The sequence below is a fragment of the Roseomonas indoligenes genome, from assembly GCF_017813365.1.
Lineage (GTDB): Bacteria > Pseudomonadota > Alphaproteobacteria > Acetobacterales > Acetobacteraceae > Roseomonas > Roseomonas indoligenes.
On record NZ_JAGIZA010000001.1, the window covers coordinates 393,307 to 412,407 of the forward strand.

The 19,101-nt window shown below is 73.3% G+C and carries 14 protein-coding genes; 6 read left to right on the forward strand and 8 right to left on the reverse strand.

The genetic code is table 11. The features are described from left to right. Entirely contained in the window at window positions 1-537 is a 537-nt protein-coding gene (locus J5Y10_RS01775) for a 3-hydroxyanthranilate 3,4-dioxygenase (protein WP_209369976.1), read from the forward strand. Between the two features lie 63 nt (window positions 538-600). On the opposite strand, the gene J5Y10_RS01780 is transcribed toward J5Y10_RS01775, so the two are convergent. From J5Y10_RS01780 to J5Y10_RS01795, 4 genes are all read right to left on the reverse strand, one after another. Beyond that, the gene (locus J5Y10_RS01780; protein ID WP_209369978.1) at window positions 601-1,560 is read right to left on the reverse strand and encodes a Bug family tripartite tricarboxylate transporter substrate binding protein; all 960 of its coding nucleotides are present in this window, start codon (window positions 1,558-1,560) and stop codon (window positions 601-603) included. Between the two features lie 107 nt (window positions 1,561-1,667). Continuing rightward, the gene (locus J5Y10_RS01785) at window positions 1,668-3,512 is read right to left on the reverse strand and encodes a hypothetical protein (RefSeq protein ID WP_209369980.1); all 1,845 of its coding nucleotides are present in this window, start codon (window positions 3,510-3,512) and stop codon (window positions 1,668-1,670) included. 205 nt (window positions 3,513-3,717) lie between these two features. Then, entirely contained in the window at window positions 3,718-4,836 is a 1,119-nt protein-coding gene (locus J5Y10_RS01790; RefSeq protein WP_245214239.1) for a pyridoxal phosphate-dependent aminotransferase, read from the reverse strand. Window positions 4,837-4,900: 64 nt separating this feature from the next. Further along, complete coding sequence (locus tag J5Y10_RS01795) at window positions 4,901-6,304, reverse strand: gamma-glutamyltransferase (protein ID WP_209369984.1); 1,404 nt, start codon at window positions 6,302-6,304, stop codon at window positions 4,901-4,903. Window positions 6,305-6,493: 189 nt separating this feature from the next. Between J5Y10_RS01795 and J5Y10_RS01800 the strand changes: the two genes are divergently transcribed. Next, window positions 6,494-7,285 carry a DsbA family protein gene (locus tag J5Y10_RS01800; RefSeq protein ID WP_245214188.1) on the forward strand — a complete coding sequence of 264 codons (792 nt, stop codon included), beginning with the start codon at window positions 6,494-6,496 and terminating at the stop codon, window positions 7,283-7,285. After that, on the forward strand, window positions 7,278-8,159 hold the full coding sequence (gene kynA / locus J5Y10_RS01805; protein WP_342452806.1) for a tryptophan 2,3-dioxygenase: 882 nt from the start codon (window positions 7,278-7,280) through the stop codon (window positions 8,157-8,159). The genes J5Y10_RS01800 and kynA overlap by 8 nt, the downstream gene beginning before the upstream one ends. A 151-nt stretch (window positions 8,160-8,310) precedes the next feature. Here kynA and J5Y10_RS01810 read toward each other — a convergent pair whose 3' ends face one another. Further along, window positions 8,311-9,471, reverse strand: a complete 1,161-nt coding sequence (locus tag J5Y10_RS01810) for an aminotransferase class V-fold PLP-dependent enzyme (protein WP_209369986.1) — start codon at window positions 9,469-9,471, stop codon at window positions 8,311-8,313. A 133-nt stretch (window positions 9,472-9,604) separates the two neighbouring features. On the opposite strand from J5Y10_RS01810, the gene J5Y10_RS01815 reads away from it, so the two are divergent. Both J5Y10_RS01815 and J5Y10_RS01820 read left to right on the forward strand, forming a co-directional pair. Then, window positions 9,605-10,594: a M14 family metallopeptidase gene (locus tag J5Y10_RS01815; RefSeq protein WP_209369988.1), complete on the forward strand. Its 990-nt coding sequence runs from the start codon at window positions 9,605-9,607 to the stop codon at window positions 10,592-10,594. Between the two features lie 81 nt (window positions 10,595-10,675). After that, the gene (locus J5Y10_RS01820) at window positions 10,676-12,262 is read left to right on the forward strand and encodes a hypothetical protein (protein ID WP_209369990.1); all 1,587 of its coding nucleotides are present in this window, start codon (window positions 10,676-10,678) and stop codon (window positions 12,260-12,262) included. A gap of 24 nt (window positions 12,263-12,286) precedes the next feature. Here the strand turns inward: J5Y10_RS01820 and J5Y10_RS01825 are convergent, their stop codons facing one another. Genes J5Y10_RS01825 through J5Y10_RS01835 form a run of 3 tightly spaced genes read right to left on the reverse strand, consistent with a single transcriptional unit; the run spans window position 12,287 to window position 17,145 of the window. Continuing rightward, the gene (locus J5Y10_RS01825) at window positions 12,287-13,057 is read right to left on the reverse strand and encodes a competence/damage-inducible protein A (RefSeq protein WP_209369992.1); all 771 of its coding nucleotides are present in this window, start codon (window positions 13,055-13,057) and stop codon (window positions 12,287-12,289) included. A gap of 44 nt (window positions 13,058-13,101) precedes the next feature. Continuing rightward, a complete protein-coding gene (locus J5Y10_RS28280) occupies window positions 13,102-14,112 on the reverse strand; it encodes a bifunctional GNAT family N-acetyltransferase/(deoxy)nucleoside triphosphate pyrophosphohydrolase (protein WP_280854466.1) in 1,011 nt (336 codons plus the stop codon). 33 nt (window positions 14,113-14,145) lie between these two features. Continuing rightward, window positions 14,146-17,145 (reverse strand): Rne/Rng family ribonuclease, encoded by a 3,000-nt coding sequence (locus J5Y10_RS01835; protein ID WP_209369995.1) that lies wholly within the window; start codon window positions 17,143-17,145, stop codon window positions 14,146-14,148. Between the two features lie 651 nt (window positions 17,146-17,796). Here J5Y10_RS01835 and J5Y10_RS01840 point away from each other — a divergent pair. Further along, window positions 17,797-18,912 carry an N-acetylmuramoyl-L-alanine amidase family protein gene (locus J5Y10_RS01840; RefSeq protein WP_209369997.1) on the forward strand — a complete coding sequence of 372 codons (1,116 nt, stop codon included), beginning with the start codon at window positions 17,797-17,799 and terminating at the stop codon, window positions 18,910-18,912. Window positions 18,913-19,101: the final 189 nt, after the last annotated feature.

Genomic DNA, 19,101 nt, shown 5'->3' on the forward strand with positions numbered 1-19,101 from the left:
ATGAGGAAGCCCTTCGACTTCAAGGCCTGGATCGCGGAGAACGAGCACCTGCTGAAGCCGCCCGTCGGCAACAAGCTGCTCTTCGAGGGTGCGGAGACGGTGGTGCAGATCGTCGGCGGCCCGAACGGGCGCGTGGACTTCCATGACGACCCGGTGGAGGAGTTCTTCTACCAGCTGCGCGGCGACATGGTGCTGAAGGTCCATATGGACGGCCGCATCCAGGACATCCCGATCCGGGAAGGCCAGGTCTTCCTACTGCCGAAGCACGTCCCGCATTCCCCGCAGCGCCCCATGCCCGGATCCGTCGGCCTGGTGGTGGAGGGCAAGCGGGCCGAGGGCGTGAAGGACGCCTTCGAGTGGTACTGCTTCAACTGCAACGGCAAGGTCTATCGGATCGAGCTGGTGGTGAAGGACATCGTGAAGGACCTTCCCCCGCTCTATGCCGAGTTCTACGCCAGCGAGGAGAAGCGCACCTGCCCGCATTGCGGCACGCTGCATCCGGGCAAGCAGCCACCGGAGGGCTGGGTCAGCCTGTAGCACCCGGCGCCGGGCCTTTTCTGAGAGGCTCCGGCGCCGCCCCGTTCCGACGAAGCGCCGCGCCTACTCCGTCGCGCGGATGTTCAGCCGCCGCACCAGCCCGGTCCAGCGCTCCCGCTCTACCCGCGCGGCCTCGGCCAGCGCCGCCCCGTCGCCCGCGCGGGGATCGACGCCCAGGCCCAGCAGCCGCGCGCGCAGATCCGGATCGGATGCCGCGGCCCGCGATGCCTCCGTGATGCGCGCCGCCAGGGCGGGCGGCATGTTCGCCGGCCCGAAGATGCCGAACCAGGTCTCGGAGACGAGGCCGGGCAGCCCCGCCGCCTCGCCCGTCGGGATGCCCGGCGCCAGCGGCGTCTCCCGCGCGGAGGTGACGGCCAGCGCCTTCACCGTGCCAGCCGCGATGTGGGATGCGGCGGTCGCCGGAACGTCCAGCAGCACGTGCACGTCGCCCCGCAGCAGCTCCGCATAGACTGCGCCCGTGCCGCGATAGGGCACGTGCACCATGCCGAGGTCGGCCAGGCTGTCCAGCAGCGCCCCGTTCAGGTGCGGCGTGGTCGCGACGCCAGAGGAACCGTAGTTCACCTGCCCCCGCCGCGCCTTCGCCCAGGCGATGAAGCCGCGCAGGTCGTCCACCGGCACGGTCCGAGACACCAGCACGAGCGAGGGCGCCGCCCCGATCAGCGCCAGCGGCGTGAAGTCCTTCTCCACGTCATAGGGCAGGTTCGCGCCGGTGGCGGGCGCGGTGGAGTGGATGGAGGAGGTGGCGAGGAGCAGCGTCAGCCCATCGGCCGGCGCCCGCACCACCAGCTCAGCCGCCGGCACGCCGCCCGCGCCGGGGCGGTTCTCGATGACCACGGTCGTGCCCATCCGCTGTGCGAGGAGCGGCGCGAAGAGGCGGGAGACGGCGTCCGTGGCCCCACCGGCGGGGAAGGGCACGATCAGCCGCGTGGGGCGCCCCTGGGCGGCGGCGGGATGCGGCAGCGCGGACAGGACCGGCAGGGTAAGGAAGGAACGGCGGTTCATCGGCATGTCCAGGGAAGTCAGGGAAAGAAGGTCAGGTTAGTGCGGGCGGCACGGCGCCTCGGTCCAGGGCCCGCAGGGCGAGACTGCAAGATGCGGGCCCAGATGCCCTACTCTCCACAGCGCCGGAGATCGAGGACGCCACGGGGGTCCTCCCCTCGGCGCAGCGGGCGCGCGGCGGCGAGGAACACGCCGAGGATCCGCGGGTCCTCGCTGTCGCCGACGGTGCTGGGGCTCACCGCTTCGGGCGTTTCCAGTACCAGGGTCGTTGCCTCGGCGCCCTGCAAGCCTTTCTGGCCATGTGGCACCAGGATCTCCCGCGGATGCTTGCCCAGCTCGAAGGCGCAGCCCGGGCCAGGGCCCATCCGCGCCACCACCCTCTGGGCCTCCCGCCCCGGCGATACATAGGCGGCAAGCGACAGGACGGTGCCCGCCGCATCCGCCCCGCCGGCCAGCCGCAGGATGGCGGCCCCGCCGAGGGACCAGCGGCCTATCGCCTCCGGCGGGGCCCAGCCCAGGAATTCCAGGGGCCAGGGGCGCGGCGCGAAGGGAAGGGGCCGGCAGGCCAGGCCCAGCCTTCCCAGCCCCTCGGCATAGGCCTTCAGATAGACCTGGGCCGGCGGCACCTCGGCCGGCGGCAGGTGCCAGCGCACCGTTCGCCCGAGGCTCTGCAGTGCGGCCGGGCCCGTGATCCAGGCGGTGTCGCGCTCGCAGGCGGCCTCGCGCAGCACGGCGAAGGCGCGCTCCCGCTCCCCCATTTCCCGGGCGGCGGCGCGATTGTGCAGGAAGGCGAGGGCGCCCGACAGCCCGACCACCCCCGCGAGCACCAGGGTGAGCGCCCGGGCCGCACCCGCCCATCGCCCCGCGAACCGGATCAGCGCCGCCAGCGCCACAGCCGCCGCCAGCCCAGCGGCCAGCCCCGCCACGCGGGAATCGACGTAGGTGCAGTCCCCAGCCCGGCACCAGGCCTGGTACTTCGGCGTCAGCGCGTGCGGCAGCGTGTTCACGAAGGCCCAGCCGACGCAGCAGAGGAGGATCCCCGGCGCCAGGCGCGGCCGGAGGGCGCGGGCGAGGCCGGGCAGCAGCCGCAGCGCCAGCGCGGCGCCGAGAAGCCCGGCCAGGGCCGCAACCGCCAAGTCCAGGCGGCCCAGGGCCAGGTGCGGCAGGTAGGGAAGGATCGTGCCGTTGGCGACATGCCGCGCCTGCAGGCCCAGCACCTCGGCGGGCGAGGCACCGCCGAGTTCATTGCCGGTATAGTGGCTCGGGAAGGAGAGGCGGTAGGCGAGGTAGAGACCGGCCGAGAGCGCGAGGGCGGTGCCGTGCAGCCGCATCGCCCGGCCCCGTTTCCCCGGCGCCGCGGTGACCACGGCCAGGGCCGCCAGGGCGAAGCCGGCGACCAGAGCGTATTCCAGCACCAGCATCGCCGCCGCGAGGGCGAGCACGGCGGCCACCCACCCCGCGCGCCGCAGACCTGCCGGTCCTGCCAGGGGAAGGTGCAGCGCGAAAAGCCCGAGCAGCGGCAGGGTGATGAGCAGCGGGAAGGCGTTGGGCGGCAGGTGGTGCTCCGCCATCGGGGTGAGGCAGAGCGTCAGCAGCAGCGCCGGACGGGTCAGCGGCAGGCGGAAGCGCCGGGCGGCAAGGTGGCAGAAGGCCAGGATGAGTGCGCCGAAGATGCCGACGGCAAGAACCCGCCCCCAGGCGTATTCCGCCATCAGGGAACCGGCCATGACCAGCGGCATGGCCGGGAAGATGCCCAGGCGCCCCTGCATCTCCGCCAGCTTCCGCACCTCATCGAACAGGGCGGCCGGGCGGTCGAGCGTGGTCAGGAACGCGAACTGCCAGAAGTTGTCGTCCGCGGACCCGTGAAAGGCCGAAAGGAAGGGCCATAGCTGCACCAGCACCAGGAGGAGGAGCGCGACATCGGGCAGGGCCGCCCGCAGCCGCTCCCGAAACACCCGCCTCGGTGCGGCACTGGGGGCGACGTTCAGGAGGAGCGTCGGCCGCTCGTCAGTTTTGTACGCGAACAGCGGCCAGCCCTTTCGAAGCGCCCCTATGCTGCCCTGCTTCTAGAACCAATTTCCGCAACTTGAGACCTGCGAACCGCCCGCCCTCGCATTTTCGCGGTGCGCCCGGGCGCCGGACCGTTCCGGCAGGCGCCTCTCAGCCCCGAAGCCAGCGCCGCAGCCGCGCCGGCGCCTCGGCCATGTCTGCCTCCGGCCCACAATAGCTGAAGCGGAGGAAGCGGGTCCCGCGCTCCGGGTCGAAATCCACCCCCGGGGTGGCAGCGATCCCCGCCTCATCCAGCATCCGGCGGCAGAAATCGGGGCTGTCGTTGGTGAGGTGCCCGACATCCGCCCAGATGTAGAAGGCCCCGTCCGCCGCCGCGATCCGGTCGAACCCTGCCTCCGGCAGCCCGGCCAGCAGCAGGTCGCGGGAGCGGCGGTAGGTGGCGCGGTTCGCCTCCAACTCCTCGATGCAGTCGAAGGCCGCCTCCGCCGCCACCTGGGCCACGTGGGGGGCGGAGATGAACATGTTCTGCGCCAGCCGCTCCACCGGCCGCACCAGGTCCTCGGGCAGCACGGTCCAGCCCACGCGCCAGCCGGTCATGCTGAAATACTTGGAGAAGCTGTTCACCACGATTGCGCTGGGCGAGAGGGCGGCGGCCGTGGCTTCCTCCGTGCCGTAGGACAGGCCGTGATAGATCTCGTCCGAGATCAGCCGCACCCCGTTGGCGTGGCACCAGCAGGCGATGTTCCGCAGTTCTTCAGGCGCCAGCATCGTGCCGGCGGGATTGCAGGGGCTGGCGACGATCAGCCCGGCCGGGCGCGGGTCCAGCGCCTCCAGCATCGCGACGGTCGGCTGGAAGCGGGTGGAGGCGTCGCAGGGCAGGAGCAGCGGCACCATGCCGAGCGCGGTGAGGATATTGGCATAGGGCGGGTAGTAGGGCGCGGCCATCGCCACCCGGTCCCCCGCGTCGAAGGCCGCGAGGAAGGCGAGGGGGAAGGCGCCGGAGGCGCCCACCGTCACCGCGATCCGCTCCATCGGCACCGCGGCGCCATAGTGCCCGGCATAGCGGGCTGCGATGCGCGCGCGGAGCGAGGGCAGGCCGAAGGCTTCCGTATAGCCCATAGGGTGGCCGTCCCGCAGGGCGCGGGCGGCGGCCTCCGCGGCGCCGCGAGGGGCGCCGGTGCCGGGCTGCCCCACCTCCATCCGCAGGATGCCCGGCTGCCCCGGCGGGATGGCGGCGGCGCGCGCATTGGCGGCCGCGATCACGTCCATGACGAGGAAGGGCGGCGCGCTGGCGCCCCGCCCGACCTTGAAGCCCCCCTGGACTTCCGGCACCTCAGTCGTTCCCGGTGGAGACGCCGAAGCCGCGCGCATCGGCCACCGCCGAGCAGTTGGCGGCGCGGACGCTGCCCTGGCAGGAGACGGCGACGCCGCGCCCCGGCTCCGGCGCGCCGGAGGCGATGGCCTGGGCCAGCGGCACGCGCCGGCCGAGATGCAGCCCGGCAGGGCCCCCGGCGGCGGCCGGCGCCGCGCCCTGGCCCGATCCAGCCCCGGCATAGCGCATGGTCTTCACGTTCAGGTTGGCCAGCAGCACCGCGCCCAGCGGCACCGGCTGCACCCCACCCATCCCCGGCGCGGGGGCCAGCAGGAAGCCCATGCCCGGCACCATCCGCCCCGTGCCGAACAGGTTGTTCATGGTGAAGGCGCAGGCCACCGCCCCGCCATCCCGGTCCTGCACCACCAAGGAGGTGCTGGCGCCGAAGTTCCCGGCGACGACGGGGGGCGCGCTGCCCGCGGCCGTGGCGCGGAAGGCCGCCAGGGTCGCGCCGCCGTCCACGGAGGCGGGCAGTGTGGCCAGCACGTCCGATCCCACCCGCTCCTGCGCCGCCGCCACGGCCTGGGGCACGGCGTTCCGCATTTCGGCGACGGTCAGGAAGCCACCGGCCGCCCTGCTGCCCTCCTCCACGCGCCGCGCCAGCCCGCCCTGGTGCAGGTCGCCCACCCCTGCGGTGCGGATGCTCGAGAGGGTGGAGGCCAGTTCCTGCTGGGTCAGGGCCGCGCCCTCGGCGATCGGATTTCCGCCGGGCGCGAAGACGGCGCGGGAGACGGGATCGGCCATCAGGGGTCCCGCCACGGCCGCCAGGTCCGCCGAGAGGGCGCGGGAGACGGGGGTGCCGAAGCGGGCCATTCCCTCCGCGGGGGCAATCGTGCGCTCGAAGGGCAGGCGCCCCTGGCGGGCATGGAGGGCGAAGAGGCCTCGGGCCATCATCGGGATGGCGGCGGGCCGGTCCGCCCCGCGCGGCACGCCCTCGCGCGCACCGGGCTGGAAGAGGAAGGCCTCGATCTCGTTGCGCCGGGGGTCATAGCCGAGGCAGGCACCGCCGCCGCCAAGCCCGGCGCGGGAGGGGAGGGTGACGGTGAGGGCAAAGCCCGCTGCCACTGCCGCATCCGCGGCCGACCCACCGGCCGAGAGGACGTCCCGCGCGACCAGGGCCGCGCGCGGCTCCTCCGCCGCGACGTTGCCGAGGAAGCCCTGCACGTAGCCGGCCTGTCCGGGCTGGAGGGAGGGGCCGCCGGTGATCGCGTTGCTCACACGGTCGATGGTGGAGCAGCCCGCCAGCGCCCCCATGGCCAGGGAAAGGGCCAGGACCCTTGCCCGCCCGGCTGCCCCGTGTCGCCGCGCGATGGAATTCTCAGGGTTCGCCATTCTGTCCTGGGCCATTCCCGCGGTGGTCGTCATCGCCGCGTTCCTCGCACCCGGTGGCGCCGGGACGCAAGGGGGGCAGGGCGCGAAGGCCACCTTCACCGGCCCTGGACTGGAATGCGGAGCGGCGCGGCCCATGATAGGCTTCCCCCTTGAGGCCCGCGCCAGGGGCAGACCTCGGCCAGTCCCAGGCAGAGGATTCCCCGGCAGAGGATACGGAAACCGATGAAGCAGATCCTGATGGCGGGCGCGGCCCTGGTGCTGGCCGGCGGCATGGCCCTTGCCCAAACCAGTGGCCAGGCCGGGGCACCGGCCCCCGCCTCGACGCCGCCTGCCGCCACGGCCCCGGCCTTCTCCGCCCAGCAGCGGGAGGAGATCGTCTCCATCCTGCGGGAGGCGCTGAAGTCCGACCCCTCCATCCTGCGGGACGCAGTCGGCGCGATGCAGGAGGCGCAGCGGACGGAGCAGGCCAATAGCCAGCGCGCCGCCCTCGCCGCCAGCCACGACGCGCTGTTCAACGACGCGCGCGACCCCATCAAGGGCAATGCCCGGGGCGACGTGACGATCGTGGAGTTCTTCGATGCGCGCTGCGGCTACTGCAAGGCGCTCTACCCGAACATGCAGACCCTGCTGCAGCGGGACCGCAATATCCGCGTGGTGATGAAGGACCTGCCCATCCTCGGGCCGAACAGCGTCGTCGCCAGCCGCGCCCTGCTGGCCGCCCAGAAGCAGGGCAAGTACGAGGCGCTCTACGACGCGCTGCTGAAGCTGCGGACGGAGCCCACGGAACAGGTCATCCAGGCGGAGGCGCAGCGCGCGGGACTCGACTGGGCCCGCCTGCGGCGCGACATGGACGACCCCGCGATCATGCAGCGCATCCAGGCCAACGTGGCGCTGGCGCAGCGCCTGCAGCTGGAGGGCACGCCCGCCCTGGTGATCGGCGACACCCTCATTCCCGGCGCCGTGGAACTCTCCGAGCTGGAGCGGCTGGTGGCCGAGGCGCGGCGCCGTGGCTGACGCGCCGGACCAGGCGCCAGCGGGCGCGTCGGTGGACGCGCCCGACCATGCAAAGGAGGAGGGGCGCGGCCTCGCGACCGACTTCTCCCGCACCATGTCCTATGGCGGCTACCTGCAGCTGGACACGCTGCTCTCCGCGCAGAACCCGCTCTCCGACAAGCACGACGAGCTTCTCTTCATCGTCATCCACCACGTCCAGGAACTCTGGATGAAGCTCATCATCCGGGAGCTGGAGGTGGCGACGGCCTGCGTGCGGGCGGACGACCTGCGCCCGGCCTTCAAGGGCATGGCCCGGGTCTCCCGCATCCAGCGGCAGCTGGTGGAGGCCTGGGACGTGCTCTCCACCATGACGCCGGCGGATTACCTCTCCTTCCGGGACGTGCTCGGCCAGTCCTCCGGCTTCCAGTCCTGGCAGTACCGGATGATGGAGATCCTGCTGGGGGCGCGGGACGAGTTCATGCTGAAGCCGCACGCGCACGACGCAGCGCTGACGGCCAGGCTGCGCCAGGCCTTCGACTCCCCCTCCCTCTACCAGGAATCCCTTCGCCTGCTGGCCCGGCGCGGCATTGCCGTGCCGGACGGCGTGCTGAACCGCGATCCCGCCACGCCGCATGCCGAGGATGAGGGCGTGGTGCGGGCCTGGGAGGTCATCTACCGGAACAGCGCGCAGCATTTCGATCTCTACGAGCTGGCCGAGGAACTGGTGGACCTGGAGGACGCCTTCCAGCAGTGGCGCTTCCGGCACGTCACCACGGTGGAGCGGGTGATCGGGATGCGGACGGGCACCGGCGGCTCTGCCGGCGTGGCCTATCTGCGTCGCGCGCTGGAGCGGCGCTTCTTCCCGGAGCTGTGGACGGTGCGCGGCCGGCTCTAAACCGAGGAGGCGCCCAGGTCCGGAACCCTGGCATCCGGCGTCTGCGCCACGGCTCTGCCGACGATCCGCGTGAACGCCCGGCAGTTCATGTCAGGTTCGTCGCCGTCAGGAACGGCCGACAGGGGATCGCCGGTCCTCGCTCCCCGGCTCCTCAGCCGGGAAGGCGGCGGATCCGCGCCAGGGCGGCATCCACCTCCTCCGCCGTCTGATAGAGGCCGAACCCGAAGCGCAGTCGCCGCCCGCGCCGGTCGGTCACGATCCCCGCCGCGTGCAGCCGTGCCTGCCAGGCCTCCGCGTCGTCGAGGTCGAAGGCCAGGAAGTTGCCGCGGCTCGGCTCTGAGAGCGGCACGGCCAGCCGCGCCGGATCCAGCCCCGTTCCCTGGAGGCCGGCGCAGAAACGCTCTTGCAGCGTCACCGCGTGGTCGTGAATCGCGGCCGCCGTCAGCCCCTGTTCAGCCACCCAGCGCATCGCCGCGTCCAGGCGATAGAGGCCGGAGGGGTCAAAGGTGGCGCCGAGGAAGCGGTTCCCGCCCGGTGCATAGCCCACGCCACCGTCGCTGGCGGCCAGGGCGCCGAAGGCGGCGTACCAGCCCGTGTCGCGCGGGCGCGGCAGCAGGCCCGGCGGACAGTGCAGGAAGCAGCAGCCCTCGCCGGCCATGGCGTATTTGTACCCGCCTGCCGTGAAAAAGGCCCGGTGCGCGATGCCGGATAGGTCCACGGGCCGCGCCATGAAGGCGTGGTAGCCGTCGATCACCAGCACGGCATCGCCCGCCGCCTCCGCCAGCGCCTCCAGCCCGGTCAGCGCGTAGCCGGAGTGGAAGAAGACCTCGCTCACCCAGATCAGGTCGAAGCCCTCCCGGGCGGCCTCGGCCAGCCGCGCCACGCAGTCGCCGCCGGGCTCGGAGGGGAGGCGGGTGACGGCGACCAGCCCCTCCTCCTCCAGCCGCGCGACCTGGCGGGCGAAGGAGTGGAACTCGCCATCCGTCGTCAGCACCCGCGTCGCCCGGCCGGAGGGCCCGCTGAGAGGCATGCAGGAGAGGATGCGGCGGACGAAGTCGTGCGTGTTGGGCGCAAAGACCAGCGTGGAGGGATCGGGCAGGTTCAGGTGCCCTGCCACATGGGCGCGGCAGGCCTCCGTCACCGGGCCCAGCACCGCTTCCCACTTGTCGTCCTGCATCCGGGCCGCATCGTCCCAGGCGCGGATCTGCGCCTCCCGCGTCACGTCGGGCCAGGGGTGGTGGCTATGCGCGGCGAAGTGCAGCCGCCCCGGATCGGCCGAGAGGAAACGGGAGAAGTGCGCGCGCAGGTCCAAGGCGGGGCTCCGGATTGTCGCCGTGGGGGAGGCGTATAGAGTGGTGGCGGGAGACCGGGAATGGCGAAGGGCCTTCTGCCGATGGGCGCGCAGCGAACCGCCACGGCCGGCGCCGGAAGGGTGGTGCCCCCGCATGGATGAGGTCTTCCCCGTCCGCGTGCCCGTGCCGGACCTGCGGGACGTGGCGGCGGGCAACGCCGGCATCCCCGGCGTGTGGCACCTGGACTCCGGCCGGCCGGGGCCACGGGTCGTGATCGTCTCCCTCATGCACGGCAACGAGTTCCAGGGGGCATCGGTGCTGGCGCGCTGGCTGCGCGCGGGGCTGCGCCCGGCGCGCGGGGCGCTCACCCTCGTCTTCGCCAATCTCGATGCCTTCTCGCGCTTCGACCCGGCGGACCCGACCCTGTCCCGCTATGTGGACGAGGACCTGAACCGGGTCTGGAGCCCCGCGCTGCTGGATGGCGGGCGGGACAGCCTGGAGATGCGCCGTGCCCGGGCGCTGCGGCCGGTGGTGGAGGCGGCGGAGGTGCTGCTGGACCTGCACTCCATGCTCTGGCCGTCAGACCCGGTGATGATCGTGGGGCGTGACCCGGCCGCGCTCGCCCTGGCCCGCGCGGCCGGTGCGCCCCCGCCGATCGTGGTGGACGGGATGCGGCCGGAGGGGCCGCGCCTCATCGACCACGCCCCCTTCGCCGTGCCGGGCACGGGCCGCCTGGCCCTCCTGGTCGAGGCGGGGCAGCACTGGGAACCGGAAACCGAGATGGTGGCCGAGGCCTGCGCCTCCGGCCTGCTGCGCGCCCTGGGGATGCTGCCTCCGGCCGCCCCAGTTGGGTCGGAGGCGCGTGGTGAGGTTTGGACAGAGGTTTGGCCAGAGGTTTGGACAGTGTCCGGCTGCGTCGTCGCCGCCTCCCGCGGGTTCTGCTTTACCCGGCCCTTCCGCGGCGGAGCCGTGATCCCGCGCGCGGGCACGCTGATCGCGCGCGACGGGGAGGCGGAGATCCGCACCCCGCATGACGACTGCATGCTGGTGATGCCCAGCCCCCGTGTGATGCGCGGCCACGTGGCGGTGCGGCTGGCGCGGCGGGCGCCCCCGGGGAGAGGCGTCCAGGTCACTCCGGGGTAAACCTAGGGTAACACGCGTTGGCTGTGCCGAAGGGCGAGCCGTGATAGGGGGCCGCATGACGGTGCCCCGAACGATCCCCCGATGATCGCCTCTCCGACCCCCGCTGCCCCAGAGCGCCGGCACCCGCCGCTCGACCTTGACCGCCTCCTGGGGGATGCGGCGCCGGACCGGCTGGCGGTGCTGGTGCTCGCCTATCTCACCCTTCCCGGGCTGGTTTTCCTCGGCGGCTGGGCACAGCCCTGGGCCGCGGCGGTGGCCGGGCTGTCGGGCCTGGGCGCCGTCCTGCTCGCGCCGGGCTGGCGGCGGGCCTGGCCCCTCTCGCCGGGAATGACGCTGGCCTGCCTGGTGCTGGGCCTGGTCTGGGCGGGCGCCACGGGTTCCCACCATCTCGTCTACAGTTCCGCCGACTGGCAGATCCGGGACGCGGTGCTGCGCGACCTGACCGCCGAGGCCTGGCCGGTTGCCTATCTCGATGCGGATCGGGGGGTGGACTGGCTGCTCCGCGCCCCGCTGGGCTTCTACATGGTGCCGGGGCTGCTGGGCCGCGTCCTGGGTTTCCCGGCCGCGCAGGCCGCGCTCTGGGCCTGGACGGGGCTGGGCTTCGCGCTGGTGCTGATGGTGCTCGCGCTTCTGGCGCGCGCGGTGGCGCGCGACCGGCCGGGATCCGGCTTCGCCGTCATGGCGGGCGTCTTCATCCTGTTCCACGGCCTCGACATCCTGCCCAACATCTGGCTGGACTGGAACTTCGGCACGGGCCCGCTCGCGAGCTGGGGGCGGGGCGGGGAGTGGTGGCCGCGCCTCTTCCAGTATTCCGGCCATGTCACGGCGATCCTCTGGGCACCGAACCACGCCATGCCGGCCTGGCTGCTGGCACTTCTGGTGCTGCGCCACGGTCGGCATCCCGAATTCGTGCGGGGCCTCGCCATGCCCTTCGCCGCCGGCGCTTTCTGGAGCCCCCTGGCCAGCGCCGGCGCCGCCTTGCTGGCCGGCGCGGTGCTGCTGCGGGAAGGCGGGGCGGCCGCGATCCGCCGCGCGGTGACACCCGCTAATATCCTGGCCGTGGTCTTCGCCCTGCCGGTCTGCGCTTACCTCGTCGCCGGCTCGGCGGCGGTGCCGCACGGGGTGCTATTCCTGATGCATCCGCCGCTGAAGAGCTTTCTCGTCTGGCTGGTCTTCCTGGTTGTGGAGGTTTTGTGCTGGGCGGCCCTGGCGGCGCTGCTGGTCCGCGGCTGGACCTTCGCCGTCTCCGTCGCCCTGCTCTGCCTGCTTCCCCTCTACGTCTTCGGGCCGGGCAACGAGATGACCGCGCGCGGGGGCATGGCGCCGCTGGCCGTGCTGGCCGTGGTGGTGGCCGCCGCCCTGCTGGCGCCGGCGGCCGGGAGAGCCGGCCGGATCGCGCGTCGCGCGCTGCTGGCCTGCTGCGTCCTGGCCCTGGCCGGCGCGGCGACGGAGGCCAGCCTGCTTCTCAAGCCCGCCTGGAAGGCCAGCGGACACTGCGACTTCCTGGAGGCCGCGCGGCAGTCCGTCTACGCCGACTCGACGGAGTGGGCGCACTACCTCGCGCCCTGGCCCGAGCCCCTCGTCTCGCCCTGGATGCGGGAGCCGCCCCGGCGCCCGGCGGACCGCACGGCTCAGGCCCCGCCCTGCTGGACGGGCGGGGGCCCCTGATCCGCCGCGGTCGGGCCGCGGAATTCAGGCCGCGGGCGGCTCGCCCTCCACCGGCTCCTTGCCATCCGCCCGGATCAGCGCGGCGATCTCGGCCGCCGCGGCCTCAAGCGCCGACTCGTCCGTGCCCTTGGCCACCAGCGCCACGCCATTCCCGCCCGCGCGGTAATAGGGGTAGGAGCCGATATCGAGGGCGGGGAAGCGGTTCTGGACAGCCGTCAGCGCCTCCGCGATCTGCCCCTCCAGCAGGCCGTTGGCATGCAGGGCGCGGGACTTCACGGGCGTGCCGCCCTGGAGGGTGGGGGCGATCACCTCGAACATGCTGCGCATGATGCGCGGCACGCCGGCCATGACATGGACGTTCTCCATCCGGAAGCCGGGCGCCGAGGTCTCGGAGCACAGGATGGGCTCCGCGCCGCGTGGCAGGGTCGCCATACGCAGCCGGGCCGCGTTCATGCTCACGGGCGGGTCACGGCGGGCGTAGTCGGCCTCCATGATCGCGCGGGAGGGCTCGTGCACCTCCCAGGGCACGCCGAAGGCGCGGGCCACGCACTCGCTGGTGATGTCGTCATGCGTCGGGCCGATGCCGCCGGTGGTGAAGACATAGGTGAAGGCGGCGCGGATCTCGTTCACCGTGGCGATGATCGTCTCCGGCACGTCCGGGATCACCCGCACCTCGCGCAAAGGGATGCCCAGCTCCCCCAGCCTTGTCGCGATGAACTTCAGGTTCGCGTCCTGGGTGCGCCCGGAGAGCACCTCGTTGCCAATGATGATGAGGGCGGCGGTGGGCTGGGTCATGCTGTGGCCTCTGGCGTTCCCGCCAGGGTCGCGCAAGCCCGGCCCTAGAGGAAGTCCCGCAGCAGCGCGACGAGCGGCTTGTCCGCCGGCGGCATGGCGTAGTCGGCCAGCTTGTTCGGCCGCACCCAGGCCAGGGCCTGGCCTTCCCGCCCCTCCGGCGTGCCGTTCCAGCGGCGGCAGAGATAGAGCGGCATCAGCAGGTGCTTCCCCTCAAGCGGGTGGGAGGCGAAGGCGAAGGGCGCGAGGCAGGCCGCGGAGACGTCGATCCCCAGTTCCTCGTGCAGCTCGCGGATGAGCGCGTCCTCCGGCGTCTCGCCGGGGGCCAGCTTCCCGCCCGGGAATTCCCAGAGCCCGGCCATCGGCTTGCCCTCCGGACGGCGGGCCAGCAGCACGCGCCCATCGGAATCGATCAGCGCGCAAGCCGCCACAAGCAGCAGATTGGCCCCTGGCGCGAGGGGCGGAGGGGCAGCGTCGGCGGGCGCCTCGGGCACAGGCACCGGCTCCCGGGCGGCGGAAAGCTCGGCACGCCCGGCGCGGAAGCGGCGCACGGGCAGGCGGGCGTTGCGGGCGGTGAAGTCCTGCTCCGCCATTCCGTCCTCAAGGAAGCCGATCCGCGCCAGCACGGCGGCGGAGCGCTTGTTCTCCTCCAAGACCGAGGCGTGGATCACGTCGATGTCGAGGTTGGCGAGCGCCCAGCGGGCCAGGCGCCCCGCGGCCTCCGGCCCGATGCCCTGGCCCCAGTGGCGGCGGCCCACCCAGTATCCCAGCTCCGCGTGGCGCGGGGCGTCGCGCGCGGTGGTCAGGCCGACGCAGCCGAGCAAGGCGCCGTCCCGCTCAACAGCCAGGTGCCAGGCCGTGCCCGCCTCGATCTGGGCGCGGGTGGAGGCGATCCAGTCCTCTGCCAGCTCGAGCGAGTAGGGGAAGGGGACGCGCGCCAACATGCGCGCCACCTCCCAGTCATTCACGAGCCGGTGGAGCTGGGGCGCGTCCGCCGCGCGCAGGGCGCGCAGCGTGAGCGACCCGGCCTTGAGCGGCGCGAAGATCGCGTCGGGCAAGTCAGCCCCTCCCACCGGGGAGTGGCGCCGGGGTCAGCGGCGCCACCACCCCTTCTTCGCCGGGGCCGCCGGGGTGTCCTCGGTACCGAGCAGCACGGGCTGCACGACGGTCCCCGCGACGGGCTCCGCCGGAGTGGCCTCGGCCGCGGTGGCCTCGCCCGAAGCGGCCTCGGCCGGCGCGGGGGGCGGCACCGCGTCCTGCACCGGTGCAGGCTCCGGCACCGGCGGCGCGGCAATGACGGCCTGCGGCGCGGCCTCGGCCATCACCTCGGGCTCGGGGAGGCTCGGCGCCTCGACCGGCAGATCGACAGGGGAGGGCGCGCCGAGGGCCGATTCCTCAGCCCCGACATCCGCCGGGGCCTCCGCGGGCAGGGGCGCCTCGCCGATCGGGATCTCGCGCACGCTGCGCGGCGGCGCTTCGGCGGCGGAGGTCTCCACCGCGTCCATCGCATCCAGCAGCGCCTCGTCGAGCCCGGCAAAGGGGTCGGCGGGGGTGGGGCCGGCATAGCGCGGCGCCTCGTCCTCGCGGCGGAAGCGGTTGCCGCCACGGCGGCCGCGGCGACCGCGGCGGGCATCGCCTTCCGGCCGATCCTCCGCGGCGCGCGGGGCGGTTCCGGCATCGGTCCCTTCGGCAGCAGCCTCGCCGACGGCGTCCTCCGCGCCCTCCTCGGTGACGGGGGCGGATTCGGATTCACCTTCCTCGGTCCCGGCGGCCTCGCCGGGCGCGCCGTCCTCGCGGCGACCACCCCGGCGGCGACGGCGGCGGCGGCGCCCACGCTCCCCGTTGCCCTCGCCCGAGGTCTCGGCCGTTTCCTCCGTGGATTCGCCCGAGTTGCCGGTGGCGATCCCGTTGACGGCCACCTCGGCGGCGCCGACCTCGTCCTCCTCGTCCTCGACGCTGGGCAGGAAGACCGGCTCCGGCGCGTAGTCCATCCGCAGCGCGGGCACGGCGGCGGTGGCCGGCGCCTGCTGGGTCTGCGGGCGCGTGCGGTCGATCCGGTGGCCGGCGGCCGTCAGCGTCGCGTCGGGCTCGAAGAGCACGCACATGTCGTAGCGCGCCTCGGTGGCGCCCAGGCGCTCCCGCTTGCGGTTGAGGATGTGCATGGCCACCGCCGGGGAGCAGTGCACCACGATCTCGGCGGCCCGGCGCTTGGCGCCCTCCTCCTCGATCGCGCGCAGCACGTGCAGGGCGGAGCTCTCCTCGGAGCGGACGATGCCAAGGCCCTGGCAATGCGGGCAGGTGACGAAGGAGTGCTCCGTCAGGCTCGGCCGCAGCCGCTGGCGGGACATTTCCAGGAGGCCGAAGTGCGAGATGCGGCCGACCTGGATGCGCGCGCGGTCCTGCTGCAGCGCTTCCTTGATGCGCCGCTCGACCATCGCGTCGTTGCGGCTGCTCTCCATATCGATGAAGTCGATGACGATGAGGCCTGCCAGGTCGCGCAGGCGAAGCTGACGCGCGATCTCGTCCGCGGCCTCCAGGTTCGTGCGCAGCGCCGTGTCCTCGATGTGGCGGTCGCGCGTAGCGCGGCCGGAGTTCACGTCGATGGAGACCAGCGCCTCGGTCTGGTTGATCACGATGTAGCCGCCGGAGCGGAGCTGCACCGTCGGCGACATCATCGCGTCCAGCTGCTGCTCCACGCCCATGCGGGCGAACAGCGGCATGCCGGGGTCGCGGTGCAGCTTAATCTTGCGCTCGTTCTGCGGCATCAGGGCGCGGGTGAAGTCCCGCGCCTGGCGGAAGGCATCCTCGCCCTCGATCTGGATCTCCTCGATGTCCTTCGAGAAGTTGTCGCGCAGCGAGCGCTTGAGGAGGTCCGCCTCCTCATAGACCAGGGCGGGCGCCATGGACTTCAGCGTGCGCTCGCGGATGCTGTCCCAGAGGCTCAGCAGGTACTCGCAGTCGCGCCGGATCTCCGGCTTCGGCCGCTGGGCGCCGGCGGTGCGGACGATGATGCCCATGCCCTTGGGCAGGCCCACCTCGTCGATCACCTCGCGCAGGCGCTTGCGGTCGGAGGCGGAGGAGATCTTGCGGGAGACGCCGCCGCCCTTGGGCGAGTTCGGCATCAGGACCGAGAAGCGGCCGGGCAGGGAGATATAGGTGGTGAGCGCCGCGCCCTTATTGCCGCGCTCCTCCTTCACGACCTGGACGAGGATGATCTGCCGGCGGCGGATCACCTCCTGGATCTTGTAGTGGCGCAGGAAGCGGGAGGGGATGCGCCGCTCGCGGCGCTCGTCATCGCCGTCCGACTCGGAGCCTTCGTCGGAATCGCGGGAATCACCGCCCACCGTCTCCGGCGGGGTGGTGTCCTCGGTCACCGTCTCGACGTCGCCATTGTGGTCGGAGGAGGCCTGGGCGACGGGATCACCCTCGCTCACCCGGTCCACATGCATCGTCATGGGCTGCGCGCGGGGGGCGGGGAAGAGCGGGGCGCCGTCCTCGCCGGAGGTCTCGCCCTGCGTGGCATCGGCGGCAGGCGCGGTTTCGGTGGCCGGCTCGGCGGAGGGCTCCGGCTCGGGGGAGGGGGCCTGCTCCAGCGTGCTGGCGGTCGCGCCGCTCTCGTCCAGGGTCTCGCCCGCGGCGGGGGGCTCGGAATCGACGGGTTCGGAGTTGGCGGGCTCGGAGGAGGCCTCGGGCGCGGCCGCCCTCCCGCCACGCTTCCCGCGGCGGATCAGGTCGGCGTCGTCGTTCGGCGCCAGCCGCTCGGCGGCCGTCTCGATCTCGTCCTCGGGGTCCTCGTCCTCATCCTCCTGGGCCTGGGCCTCCAGCAGGCGCTGACGGTCGGCGACGGGAATCTGGTAGTAGTCCGGGTGGATCTCGCCGAAGGCGAGGAAGCCGTGGCGGTTGCCGCCGTACTCGACGAAGGCGGCCTGGAGGCTCGGCTCCACGCGGACAATCTTGGCGAGGTAGATATTGCCCTTCAGCGGGCGGCGGTTCTGGGTCTCGAGGTCGAAGTCCTCAAGACGGTTGCCGTCCAGCACCACCACCCGCGTCTCTTCGGGGTGGGATGCATCGATCAGCATGCGCTTGGTCATGGAAGGCGTCACTCCGCGCCGCGCGGGGCCCTGGGCAGCCGGCGGCGGTGAGGGTTGGCGGAGCGGGAGAGGCGGGGCGCGGGGCTGAGCGAAGCATCGCCGTCATCCGTCCTTTCTCCCGTGTCGGGCATCCGGGGATGCCCCAATGGTTTCGGCGTGCCGTGCGCAGACCCCTCAGGCGCGGCCATGACGGCGCGCGGGCGGGCCGGCGACTGGCGCGTTGCGGTCCATGGCCCCCGGGATCTCCCGCTCCCGGGATCTCCATCGAAGGCGTTCGGCCCTGCCGCGCCGCATGGCGCGCGCCGGGGAAGGCCTGTCCTCCCGCGCCCCTGCGGGCCGGCGCGATGCCGGGATCCGGCTCTGGCGACGGCCCCTTCCGGGGCGATGCGGGGGCGGGCGTCCTATCGTAAAGGACCGGCGGCCCTGCTACGGCCGTGCCCGAAACCCTCCACCGGCGGCGTGCCGCCGGGGCAATGCACCATACGCAGGGGGGGAGCAGGGGGCAAGGCGCTGTGTGCGGCGGGACACACCCGCCGCCGAAGCGCCCCGTTTCCCTCCGTCACGCTTCAACCGCAATCTCCGCGCTACGATGTGGCTGGACAAGGCGCGTCGGGGGATGTGCCGGGGTATCGAGATGGGGGCTTGAGGGGGATGGGACCGACTCTTCCGCGCCGCGGCCTGCTGGCCGCCGCGCTCGCCGCGCTGGCGGCCCCGGCCATGGCCGAATCGGCGAGCCTCGGCGGGGAAGGCGGGGCGGCGCGGCTCGTCCTGCCGGGCGCCGCCGGGCAGGCCTGGCGCCTGACCGCCGATTCCCGCCCGGCGCGGCTGATCCTCAGCCTGCCGCGCCACGACTGGGAGGGGCCGCGGGGCCTGCCGGGCGCCGGGCCCGTGCGCGCCGCCAACTGGGACCCCCGCGCGCGGCGGCTGATGATCGACCTCTCCGGCCCCGTGGCGATGCCCGACATCTCGAAGGAGGGGGGCGCGCTCGTCCTCTCCATCCGTCCCGGCCCCGCCGCCGCCTTCGCCCGCATGGCCGGGCCCAACCGCCCGATCGCCCAGGGACAGGCCGCGCCGCGCCCGGTGGTGGTGCTGGACCCCGGCCATGGTGGCAAGGACCCCGGCACCATCGGCGCCACCGGCACCTATGAGAAGCGGATCGTCCTTGCAGCCGCGCAGGAGATGAAGCGCCGGCTGGAGGCGGGCGGGCGGTGCCGCGTGCTCCTCACCCGCAGCCGGGACGTCTTCGTGCCGCTCGCCGGGCGGGTGGAGTTCGCCCGCCGCAACCGGGCGGTCCTCTTTGTCTCCATCCACGCGGATTCCGCCCCCGGGGCGCGGGGCGCTAGCGTCTATACCCTGTCCGAGACGGCCTCCGACGCCCTCTCCGCCGCGCTTGCCCGCCGGGAGAACGCGGCGGACGCGGCGGGTGGGTTGAACCTGCCCCCGGTGCCGGCGGACGTGCAGCGCATCCTTCTCAGTCTCGTGCGGCAGGAGACGCGGCAGGGCTCCACCCGGCTGGCGAGCATGGCGGTCAGCGCCCTGCGCCCGCGCGTGCCGCTGCTGCCGAACACCCACCGGCAGGCGGCCTTTGCCGTGCTGAAGTCCCCGGACGTCCCGTCCATGCTGGTCGAGATCGGCTTCCTGTCGGACCGCCGGGACGAGGCCCAGCTCAATCGGCCGGAGCACCGGGCGGTGGTGGCCACCGCCCTGGCCGGGGCGGTGGAGGATTACCTGGAGCGCCCGGGCCTCGGCGTGGCCTCGGTGGGCTAGTCGGGAGCCGGGGCGGCCACCATGGCTCCGCGGCCACAGGGGTTGAGGAACCGCGGGGCACTGAAAACCGGTGCGCCGGGTGCGGGTTTACCGCCCTGATCCCCACGCGGGGGTGGGGCGACGCACCGGCAAGGGCGTCGGCCCATCGCCCGGTGCTAAGGAAAAGCCTGGCAAAAGGGGCACGGGCCT

Bases quoted from the DNA above. Each gene is read 5' to 3' on its own strand.
- J5Y10_RS01840 (WP_209369997.1), top strand. From the start codon at position 17,797: ATGGGACCGACTCTTCCGCGCCGCGGCCTGCTGGCCGCCGCGCTCGCC.
- J5Y10_RS01800 (WP_245214188.1), top strand. From the start codon at position 6,494: ATGAAGCAGATCCTGATGGCGGGCGCGGCCCTGGTGCTGGCCGGCGGC.
- J5Y10_RS01775 (WP_209369976.1), top strand. From the start codon at position 1: ATGAGGAAGCCCTTCGACTTCAAGGCCTGGATCGCGGAGAACGAGCAC.
- J5Y10_RS01780 (WP_209369978.1), bottom strand. From the start codon at position 1,560: ATGAACCGCCGTTCCTTCCTTACCCTGCCGGTCCTGTCCGCGCTGCCG.
- J5Y10_RS01815 (WP_209369988.1), top strand. From the start codon at position 9,605: ATGGATGAGGTCTTCCCCGTCCGCGTGCCCGTGCCGGACCTGCGGGAC.
- J5Y10_RS01825 (WP_209369992.1), bottom strand. From the start codon at position 13,057: ATGACCCAGCCCACCGCCGCCCTCATCATCATTGGCAACGAGGTGCTC.
- J5Y10_RS01820 (WP_209369990.1), top strand. From the start codon at position 10,676: ATGATCGCCTCTCCGACCCCCGCTGCCCCAGAGCGCCGGCACCCGCCG.
- J5Y10_RS01790 (WP_245214239.1), bottom strand. From the start codon at position 4,836: ATGGACGTGATCGCGGCCGCCAATGCGCGCGCCGCCGCCATCCCGCCG.
- J5Y10_RS01795 (WP_209369984.1), bottom strand. From the start codon at position 6,304: ATGACGACCACCGCGGGAATGGCCCAGGACAGAATGGCGAACCCTGAG.
- J5Y10_RS01835 (WP_209369995.1), bottom strand. From the start codon at position 17,145: ATGACCAAGCGCATGCTGATCGATGCATCCCACCCCGAAGAGACGCGG.